General features: G+C 49.9%; 10 protein-coding genes. 7 read left to right on the forward strand and 3 right to left on the reverse strand.

All coding sequences use genetic code 11. The annotated features are described in order from the left end of the window. Positions 1–338 precede the first annotated feature (338 nt). The gene (locus ACEW8P_RS04240) at positions 339–899 is read left to right on the forward strand and encodes a YqgE/AlgH family protein (protein WP_373511864.1); all 561 of its coding nucleotides are present in this window, start codon (positions 339–341) and stop codon (positions 897–899) included. Positions 900–1,068: 169 nt separating this feature from the next. On the opposite strand, the gene gmd is transcribed toward ACEW8P_RS04240, so the two are convergent. Both gmd and ACEW8P_RS04250 read right to left on the reverse strand, forming a co-directional pair. Beyond that, positions 1,069–2,181: a GDP-mannose 4,6-dehydratase gene (gmd, locus tag ACEW8P_RS04245; RefSeq protein WP_373511865.1), complete on the reverse strand. Its 1,113-nt coding sequence runs from the start codon at positions 2,179–2,181 to the stop codon at positions 1,069–1,071. A gap of 19 nt (positions 2,182–2,200) precedes the next feature. After that, a complete protein-coding gene (locus ACEW8P_RS04250; RefSeq protein ID WP_373511866.1) occupies positions 2,201–2,767 on the reverse strand; it encodes an SPOR domain-containing protein in 567 nt (188 codons plus the stop codon). A gap of 128 nt (positions 2,768–2,895) precedes the next feature. On the opposite strand from ACEW8P_RS04250, the gene murB reads away from it, so the two are divergent. Continuing rightward, positions 2,896–3,912, forward strand: coding sequence for a UDP-N-acetylmuramate dehydrogenase (gene murB / locus ACEW8P_RS04255; RefSeq protein ID WP_373511867.1), 1,017 nt, complete (start codon positions 2,896–2,898; stop codon positions 3,910–3,912). A 72-nt stretch (positions 3,913–3,984) separates the two neighbouring features. On the opposite strand, the gene ACEW8P_RS04260 is transcribed toward murB, so the two are convergent. Beyond that, positions 3,985–5,139 (reverse strand): ATP-binding protein, encoded by a 1,155-nt coding sequence (locus ACEW8P_RS04260; RefSeq protein WP_373511868.1) that lies wholly within the window; start codon positions 5,137–5,139, stop codon positions 3,985–3,987. 153 nt (positions 5,140–5,292) lie between these two features. On the opposite strand from ACEW8P_RS04260, the gene ACEW8P_RS04265 reads away from it, so the two are divergent. From ACEW8P_RS04265 to ACEW8P_RS04285, 5 genes are all read left to right on the forward strand, one after another. Further along, positions 5,293–5,928: a hypothetical protein gene (locus ACEW8P_RS04265; RefSeq protein ID WP_373511869.1), complete on the forward strand. Its 636-nt coding sequence runs from the start codon at positions 5,293–5,295 to the stop codon at positions 5,926–5,928. Positions 5,929–6,047: 119 nt separating this feature from the next. Next, positions 6,048–6,494: a very short patch repair endonuclease gene (locus ACEW8P_RS04270; protein ID WP_373511870.1), complete on the forward strand. Its 447-nt coding sequence runs from the start codon at positions 6,048–6,050 to the stop codon at positions 6,492–6,494. Continuing rightward, complete coding sequence (locus tag ACEW8P_RS04275; protein ID WP_373511871.1) at positions 6,470–6,895, forward strand: hypothetical protein; 426 nt, start codon at positions 6,470–6,472, stop codon at positions 6,893–6,895. The genes ACEW8P_RS04270 and ACEW8P_RS04275 overlap by 25 nt, the downstream gene beginning before the upstream one ends. A 5-nt stretch (positions 6,896–6,900) precedes the next feature. After that, a complete protein-coding gene (locus tag ACEW8P_RS04280) occupies positions 6,901–8,163 on the forward strand; it encodes a DNA cytosine methyltransferase (RefSeq protein ID WP_373511872.1) in 1,263 nt (420 codons plus the stop codon). A 4-nt stretch (positions 8,164–8,167) separates the two neighbouring features. Beyond that, the coding region (locus tag ACEW8P_RS04285; protein WP_373511873.1) for an ATP-binding protein at positions 8,168–8,358 on the forward strand (191 nt) is incomplete at its 3' end.

Below are 8,358 nucleotides of genomic sequence, written 5' to 3' on the forward strand. Positions count from 1 at the left end.
GGCGTCGGGGGCTTCGAGAAGGTCATGTAAGCGGTTTTCACGAATCATACTGTTTTTCGGTTATGTAGTCGCAGCCCAAAGGTCGGAATCCCTATTCAACGACAAATCAGGTGTTTTCGACTCGCCGTATTTCCTCAAAAATACAAAAGAATGACGGCCAGGACAACAACTGCCTGCGTTCAGCCGCTAAATTAGCAGCCTGCTTTAATGAATAGATTGCTGAATAAGGCGGAGAGGCAGGACAATTTTAGGAGAGATTTTTCGTGAAAAGAAGAAGGGCGGATTCCAGTTTTTGAAAATTCCACTTATATTACTTCACGAACCAACCACTCAACGCCATGTCATCCACTACCCCTGCCACTAAGGGAAGCATGCTGGTCGCCGAGCCTTTTCTGGGCGACCCCAACTTCGACCGTAGCGTCATCCTGCTTTGCGACCACAACGACTACGGCTCCTTCGGCTTTGTCCTGAATCAAACTACCGATGTGATGCTGGGCGATGTCCTGGAAGAAACCATTTACCAGGACATACCGCTGTACCTGGGTGGTCCGGTCGAGAAAAACACGCTGCATTTCGTCCATCGTCGGCCCGACCTCATCGAGGGCGGCGGCGAAATTGCGGAGGGCGTGTATTGGGGCGGCGACTTCGAAAGCGTAAAAACGATGCTTAACCTAAGCCAGTTGACCAATGATGATGTGCGGTTTTTCGTTGGCTATTCCGGCTGGGGCGGTGGGCAGCTCGAAGATGAACTGGCTCAAAAGGCGTGGTACGTCACGCCCGGCAAGGCAAAGTTCGTTTTTTCCACACCCGCCCACGGCTTCTGGCGCGAGGTACTCAAAGACATGGGCGGCAAGTACCGCTCGATCGCGCACTATCCGGTGGATCCGTCTTTGAATTGAAGCGACAAAGTAACAGAGTGACAAAGCGACAAAGCGACAAAGTTAGGCTGGCGCACCAAGACAAAGTCGTCCTTTACCGAGCCTCCACGCTGCATTTGATTAGGCTCTAACTTTGTCGCTTTGCGGCTTTGTCGCTCTGTCGCTTTCTGAACTTTGTCGCTCCCTTCCCTTACTCAAAATAATTCAACACCCGATGCCCGCTGCTTTCCAGTAGCTGATCCTGCTTGAAAAGCAGGAGGTCGGCGGCGACCATGTCATTGACCAGGGCTTTCAGGTCGTATTTGGGCTGCCAGCCCAGTTTGGTTTTCGATTTGGTGGGGTCGCCGATGAGCAGCTCCACTTCGGTGGGACGGAAGTAGCGCTCGTCGATCGCCACGACTTCCTTGCCAATGGGTAGTTGGTAGTCGGGGTTATTGCATTTGACCACAGTCCCTTTTTCTTCCACGCCTTCGCCTTTAAATTCCAATTCTACGCCCACTTCGCCGAAGGACATGCGCACGAAGTCGCGGATGCGGGTAGTTTCGCCCGTCGCGATGACAAAATCCTCGGGCTTTTCCTGTTGCAAAATCAACCACATCGCTTCCACGTAATCTTTGGCGTGGCCCCAGTCGCGCTGCGCATCGAGATTGCCCAGATATACTTTGTCCTGCAAGCCCAGCGCGATGCGGGCGGTAGCTCGGGTGATTTTGCGTGTCACGAAAGTCTCGCCCCGTAGCGGCGACTCATGATTGAACAGAATGCCGTTCACGGCAAACATTCCGTAGGCTTCGCGGTAATTGACCGTGATCCAGTAGGCGTACATCTTCGCCACGGCGTAGGGCGAACGCGGGTAGAAGGGGGTAGTTTCGGACTGCGGCACTTCTTGGACTAAGCCGTAAAGTTCGGAGGTTGACGCTTGATAAATCTTCGTTTTCTTGGTCAGGCCTAGCAGCCGCACCGCTTCCAGAATACGCAGCGTGCCGATGCCGTCTACGTTGGCGGTGTACTCGGGTTCCTCGAAACTCACCTGCACGTGCGACATAGCTCCAAGGTTATAAATCTCGTCGGGCTGCACGTCTTGAATGATGCGGATGATGTTGGTCGAATCGGTCAGGTCACCATAATGCAGGTGAAAGCGGACGTTCTTCTCGTGGGGATCTTCGTAAATATGGTCGATGCGCTGGGTGTTGAACAGCGACGTGCGGCGCTTGATGCCGTGGACTTCGTAGCCCTTTTCGAGGAGTAGTTCGGCCAGGTAGGCGCCATCTTGTCCGGTAATCCCGGTAACGAGTGCTTTTTTCATGAGAAATTTATAGTAATAATCAGTACTTGGGAACGTCATCGGACGCCCGGATTTGCAGTCCTTTTTTGATCTCCACCCGATCGGGCAGAACGACCGCTGCCGGGTATTGCTGGCGGATTTGTTCCAGATAATCGTCGGCGTCGGCGCGGTACATGAAGTCCCCGGCCTTTACGCGGTAGGTGGGCGACGAGTAGCTAACGTAAGGGTAGAGTTCGGGAAAGATCTGATAAATGTAGGATTTGGCCGCGTCGGCTTCCTGCTTGGTGTTGCCCACGTAGAACTGCACCCGGTAACCGCTGATGTAGCGGATGGCGCGGTTCTGCCGCGCCATGGTGTCCAGCACAGCTTCTACCCGTTTGGTGACGTATAGCGGCTCTTCGGTCTTGGTGGGGCGGTACTTTACGGGTTCCTCTTTCTTCTCTTTCGGCGGCTCGACGGCTTCGATCACCGGCTCCACGTAGGTGTAGCGGGGCCGAACGCTTTCCAGATTGTCCTCGTAGCGGTCCTTCGTCGAACTACCAACCGCTTTCTTGGCACAACTCGTCGTTCCCCACGTTCCGGCGGCCACGAAGAGCAGCAGAAGCATCTTTTTGAAAATCATCGGTAGAGTCTTTCAGATATAACGTACAAACATAAGCAAAAACGAATAATATTATTGGGTTCGCGCGTTTGCCCCATGATTATCTACCTTTGTTATTATTGCAAATAGAATAAATGAAAATTCAGGAAAACGTATCACTGCGCCCTTATAACACTTTCGGATTCGAGGCCAGGGCCCGGTATTTCGTCGCGGTAACTTCGGTCGAAAAATTGCAGGAACTGCTACGTGATCCGCATTGGGCGGCCATGCCCAAATGGATTCTGGGCGGCGGTAGCAATGTGCTGCTTACCCAAGACGTGAACGCCCTGGTCATGCGCATCGAAATCAAAGGAATAGAGGTAGTTCAGGAAGATGACGATCAGGTAGTTTTGCGCGTGGGAGCGGGCGAAAACTGGCACGGCTTCGTGCTGTATTGCGTCGAAAACGGCTACGGCGGCGTAGAAAATCTGTCGCTGATTCCCGGTACGGTGGGTGCCGCCCCGATGCAGAACATTGGCGCCTACGGCGTGGAGATCAAGGATATTTTTCAGGAGTTGCAAGCCGTCGAAACTACCACCGGGACGCTGCGGACATTCGACGCCGATGCCTGCGCCTTTGGCTACCGCGAAAGTGTGTTCAAGCGGGACTTGAAAGACCACTACATCATCACCTCCGTCACGTTTCGCCTGCAAAAGCGGCCCATCTATAATGTTTCTTATGGCGATATTCAGAAAACGCTGGACGAAATGGGTGTCGCCGAGCATTCAGTGCGAGCTATCAGCGAGGCCGTGATCAAAATCCGCCAAAGTAAACTCCCTGACCCCGACCAAATTGGAAACGCGGGTAGTTTTTTCAAAAATCCCGAAATCCCGAAGCCGCAATTCGAGGTATTAAAAAATCGCTTTCCTGAACTACCCGGCTATCCCGTGGGTGACGATATGGTGAAGGTTCCGGCGGGTTGGCTCATCGAGCAGGCGGGCTGGAAGGGCCACCGCGCCGGAGCCGTGGGCGTCCACGACCGACAGGCCCTCGTGCTGGTACATCACGGCGGTGGCACAGGTCAAGAGATCAAGACATTAGCAAAAAAAGTGCAGGATTCGGTGGCGGAGAAGTTCGGGATTCAGCTGACGGCGGAGGTTAATTTTATGTAGGGGACGCACTAATTTTATTGCTTTTGTCTATCAGAATGTGCAGGAGATAAATAATAGTGATCACAATCTTCCTCATATCACTTCCTTTAATTGATCCATTGAATAGACGGTCGCCAGGCTGCGCTTCTGAAACTGCTCGCCGCCGTACACCAGAATGCGCTCGGCTTCCGGGACGATTTTCTGGAAGTAAGTCAGTCCGTTGAAAAAGTTATCGTTGATGGTCTTGCCCGATTTGATCTCGACGGCTTTAAGCCGCGTTCCATCCTGGATAAGCAGGTCCACTTCCCGTTGGCCGTAATCACGCCAGAAATAAAACTGAGGTCGGATGCCGTCATTGAGAACGTTTTTTTTCAACTCGTTGATAACCAGATTTTCAAACAAAGCTCCTTTGGCAAAGTGCAGGTTCAGGTCATCGAGGGTCCTTATGCCCAACAGGTAGGCCGCCAACCCCGTGTCGTAAAAATACACCTTCGGCGTGCCGACGACCCGCTTGTTGAAATTCTTGAAATAGGGCGGCAGCCGATACGCGATGAACGAAGTCTCCAATACCGACAGCCAGGCGTTCATGGTTTTGTGATCCAGACCAAGTTCGACGGCCATACTTTGCTGGTTAAAAAGTTGTCCGATTCGTCCCGCCAGCAACTGAATGAATCGTTGGAAAAGTCCTAAGTCCAATATGTTTTTTACCTGCCGGGCGTCCCGTTCGATATAAGTCTGCAGGTAATGGTCATAAAAGGCGGTGGTTTCTATCCCGTCCACGATTTTCCGTGGATAGGAGCCGCTGAGCAAATAGTTTTCCCAGTCCGGCGGCGCGTACGCACTAGCCGACAACTCCCGGTATGACAAGGGTAATAGCTGAAAAATGGCTACCCGGCCCGCCAGCGACTGGGTGATCCTTTCCATGAGCAGAAAGTTTTGCGACCCCGTCAGAATATATTCGCCGCGGCGCTGGCGTTCGTCAGTGAATATCTGTAAGTATGAAAATAACTCCGGCACGTACTGCACTTCGTCGAGAATCACGCCATCTTGGTAGGTTTCCATGAAACTGCGAGGATCCTGCTCAGCAAACCGACGAATGCTCGGGTCTTCCAGACTCACGTACTGGTAGTCAGGCCTTACTAGTCGGGCCAGCGTAGTTTTGCCCGATTGTCTCGGCCCCATGATGCTCACTATGGGGTACTTCCCCAGCATAGCATCTACCTTACCGATCATTTCTCGGTCGATCATATTTGTAAATTTGGGAATCTAATTCCCAAATTTACAAACTTATTTTGGAAGGTATGAGGTTGTGGTCTTGTAAACGATAATCGAAAGCAAATTGGAAGAATCCGCTGCACAACGCGCAAACGCCTGGACTTTTGATAATTGTTGCATTTGCGCATGGACTTTTCACAAGCATTTCAGGCTTTTCGCGGACAACCCCTGACCCATCAGGTGTTGCTCTCGGTGCTGAAAGACTACAAAAGACCCAATGACAAAATCCACGAATTGCTCTCGGCAGGGCTGCTTCTTCCGATTCGCAGAGGCCTGTACGTTGCCGTTGCCCCCCATACGCCCCGACCCGAATCTTTTCTGCTCGCCAACCATGTCTATGGTCCTAGCTACGTGTCTATGGACAGCGCGCTGTCGTATTACGGAATGATTCCCGAGCGGGTCTATGAATGTTCCTCGGCTACCACCAAAGCCGCAAGGCAGTTCCGTACCCCGGCGGGGACGTTTTCCTACACGCGGCTTCCGCTACCCTACTATGCCTTCGGACTGGTGCAAAAGGAAATAGCCGACCAACAGGTGGTCATGATGGCTTCACCGGAAAAAGCCCTGCTCGACAAGGTCGTTACGACCGTTGGGTTGACGCTTCGGAGTAAGTCGGCAGCTTCGCGTTATTTGCTCGACAACCTGCAGCTGGATGAAGATTCACTAAAAGGATTAGATGTTTCACTTATGGAGGAATGGCTGCCCGAAGCTCCCAAAAAAGGAAGCATAGCCGTGATTCTGAACGTATTGAAGAAATTATGATAAAGGAATGGCTGAACACCTATTGACCCGCCAATCAGGAAGGTGCCATGTGCTGCGGGTAGTTCGGCACAAGATTAGTAGAACGGCGGGTATTTTTGATCTTGCTAAATATTCCAAAAATGGCCGATGTTCACACGCCCAAGCAACGCAGCTATAATATGTCGCGGGTGCGTAGCAAGGATACCAAGCCGGAGATGCTGGTACGGAAATTCCTGTTTTCCCACGGCTTCCGCTATCGGCTGCACGACAAAAAGCTGCACGGCAAGCCGGATTTGGTACTACCGAAGTATCGCACGGCGATTTTTGTCCACGGTTGCTTTTTTCATGGTCACGAAGGTTGTCGCTACTTTGTGGTTCCCAAAACACGAACCGAGTGGTGGCTTGACAAAATCAACGGCAACCGCAGCCGCGATGAGGTGAACGTGGAGAAACTCAAAGAAGCTGGCTGGCGGATAATTACTATATTTGAGTGTGAGTTAAAACCGAAAAACAGGGAGGAGACTCTGTCAAAATTGCTCGAACAATTAAAAAATACTGTTTTATGGAAGACGTCGAAGATGCATTAAGGATTCTCAGAGCTACTCCTCCTGATTCCCTAGATTATGTAAAGGCAGTAGCTGAGGTACTTGTCTTGGAAGGTTTGACCGTCGGATTTAATCCCGATACGCCTTTTAAAGACTACGTTGATGGGAGCAGTCGGAGACTTTATGACGATAATGAAGCACAACTTCGTGACATCATGATGGGGATGTGCTTCGATATTTGTGAAAAAGAGCAGGTCTGTATTTACGAAGTCACGGGACGAATAACATTGAGGGGTACGCCTTGGGAGACCATGTTTGATTCCGATCATGAGGAACAATACAATGAATTTATGCAGAAAGTTGATTTGGGGATTCAGGAATATGCTCCAAGTAATACGGTAGATGTTTCGGTGAAAGAAATGATCCAGGCACAGTACAATTAACCTGCATGAACTATATTGACTTATTTGCTGGCGCGGGAGGTTTGTCCGAAGGTTTTAAAAAGGCCGGATTTACGCCTCTTGCTCACGTTGAAATGGATAAGAACGCATGTGACACGCTTCGTACGCGTACTTCCTACCACTATTTGAAAGAGAGAGGCAACCTCGAATGTTATCACGAATACTTATATCGTCAAATATCGCGAGAACAGTTATTCGAGAATGTACCGCATACGCTGCTTGACTCAGTTATAGAAAGTGAGATCAGCGATGATACAATTGATGGCATCTTTAAAAAAATAGACTGCTGTGTAGAAGGTAAAGAAATAGATTTGATTGTTGGTGGACCTCCGTGTCAGGCCTATTCTTCGGTTGGACGCTCAAAGATAAATAGTATCGCCAATCGGAATGTGAAGGATGACGACCGCTACATATTATACAAACAGTATGGTCGCTTCATTCAACGTTACCAACCCGAATACTTTGTTTTTGAAAACGTGCTTGGCATACTTTCAGCGGAGGGCGGCGACCTCATCAAGCAGATTGCCCGATATTTTGAAGTGGAATGCGGCTATAAAATACAATGGCAAATCCTCCATGCAAACCACTATGGAGTCCTACAGCTACGTAAGCGAGTAATTATTATCGGAAGAAAAGGATTAGAGCCATTTGACTACCCTCTACCTCAAACAGTTACCCGAGAACGTGAATGGACTGTTAAGAAAGCTCTTCTATCCGATTTGCAGTACTTACATCCAGGTCAGGAAAGGCATATCTCTCGATATAAAACAAACAAAGCCAGCGATTATTTGGAATCGAGCGATATGCGAAGTGAGGCAGGATTTGTAACGCAGCACATCACCCGACCCCATAATGAACGTGATATTGAGATTTATAAACTAGCTATTGAAAAATGGAAAAAGAGAGAGCGCTTAAAGTACACTGATGTACCGAAACATCTGCAAACACACAAAAATCTCAATGCCTTCTTGGATCGTTATAAAGTAGTCGATCCTGATGGACTTAGCCATACCGTCGTTGCTCATTTGTCAAGGGACGGTCATTATTACATCTATCCCGACGAAAATCAAGTCCGATCTCTTTCAGTAAGAGAAGCCGCTCGTATTCAATCTTTTCCTGACGATTATTATTTTGAAGGTGGCCGTAGCGCGGCATTTAAACAAATCGGTAATGCCGTTCCCCCGCAGTTGGCTTTCGCTATTGCAAATAAAATGAAGGAAGTGTTTGTAGAAGAAGAAGCCACGATCTGACTGCATGAGTACAACTTTACCCCGCACCATTCTCGCTGAACCACAGGCCAGTGCTATTCTCGAAACGCTACGCTCAATCGGCTACACGCTGGAAGTAGCCATTGCCGATATTGTGGATAACTCGATATCCGCCGGATCGACCAAAATAGATATTCATTTCGAGTGGGAAGGCCCGGATTCGTGGATTACGATTGC

It is taken from the genome of Persicitalea sp. (assembly GCF_041751555.1).
Lineage (GTDB): Bacteria > Bacteroidota > Bacteroidia > Cytophagales > Spirosomataceae > Persicitalea.

Coding starts and splice junctions, on each gene's coding strand:
- ACEW8P_RS04280 (WP_373511872.1), top strand. CDS start 6,901: ATGAACTATATTGACTTATTTGCTGGCGCGGGAGGTTTGTCCGAAGGT.
- ACEW8P_RS04240 (WP_373511864.1), top strand. CDS start 339: ATGTCATCCACTACCCCTGCCACTAAGGGAAGCATGCTGGTCGCCGAG.
- ACEW8P_RS04250 (WP_373511866.1), bottom strand. CDS start 2,767: ATGCTTCTGCTGCTCTTCGTGGCCGCCGGAACGTGGGGAACGACGAGT.
- ACEW8P_RS04275 (WP_373511871.1), top strand. CDS start 6,470: ATGGAAGACGTCGAAGATGCATTAAGGATTCTCAGAGCTACTCCTCCT.
- murB (WP_373511867.1), top strand. CDS start 2,896: ATGAAAATTCAGGAAAACGTATCACTGCGCCCTTATAACACTTTCGGA.
- ACEW8P_RS04260 (WP_373511868.1), bottom strand. CDS start 5,139: ATGATCGACCGAGAAATGATCGGTAAGGTAGATGCTATGCTGGGGAAG.
- ACEW8P_RS04265 (WP_373511869.1), top strand. CDS start 5,293: ATGGACTTTTCACAAGCATTTCAGGCTTTTCGCGGACAACCCCTGACC.
- ACEW8P_RS04270 (WP_373511870.1), top strand. CDS start 6,048: ATGGCCGATGTTCACACGCCCAAGCAACGCAGCTATAATATGTCGCGG.
- gmd (WP_373511865.1), bottom strand. CDS start 2,181: ATGAAAAAAGCACTCGTTACCGGGATTACCGGACAAGATGGCGCCTAC.